General features: G+C 63.1%; 1 protein-coding gene. It reads right to left on the reverse strand.

All coding sequences use genetic code 11. The annotated features are described in order from the left end of the window. Positions 1-685, reverse strand: a 685-nt coding sequence (locus tag MD273_RS18560; RefSeq protein ID WP_239039258.1) for a sugar phosphate isomerase/epimerase family protein, incomplete at both ends; no start/stop codon positions are given.

Here is a 685-nt window from a genome sequence, read left to right on the forward strand (position 1 = left end):
GCCGGTCGTAGGGCCGGGACTTGCGGGAATTGTAGAGGGCGACCCGCGCCGCCGTTTCGAGGGCGGCATAGAGTGCCTCGTGTTCGCGGTGAAAGTCGAAGATCGACTTCACGGCCGGCAGCGGCTTGCGGTCGGGCTGGTCGGGCGTGCCCATGAAATAATAATGCGGATCGGCGCCGTTCGCGAGCTGCTGGGCGAGCCTCAGCACCTGGGCGGGTCCATTCTCGGCGCTGTAGCGCCACGGGAAGTCGACGAAATGGGTCAGTGCGCTCGAGTAGCGGACAGCGCCATCGCCGAGCGAACGGAACCGGCCGGGCCTGTCGACCCAGGACTGGTAGCCGCCATAGACGCCTGAACGGCCGGACGATTGCAGTTCTGCATCCTTGACGTGGAAGGCACGGATGCGCTCGTGGTAGATGTCGATGAAGGCAAGATAATCGAGCGCCTGCAGCACGAAATGCGACGGGTCGTAGAGAATGTTCGCGCGCGGATGATTGCCGACGCCTTCGAGGAAACGCTCGAATGTCACGCCGTCATGCAGGTCTTCGCCCGGATGCAGTTCATAGGCGACATCGACACCCGCTTCATCGAAGACATCGAGAATCGGCTTCCACCGTTTGGCAAGCTCGCCGAAAGCTTCCTCGACGAGCCCCGAGGGGCGCTGCGGCCACGGATAGAAATAGGG

Origin of the sequence: Marinobacter sp. C7 (genome assembly GCF_022343555.1) — a bacterium.
Taxonomy (GTDB): domain Bacteria; phylum Pseudomonadota; class Gammaproteobacteria; order Pseudomonadales; family Oleiphilaceae; genus Marinobacter.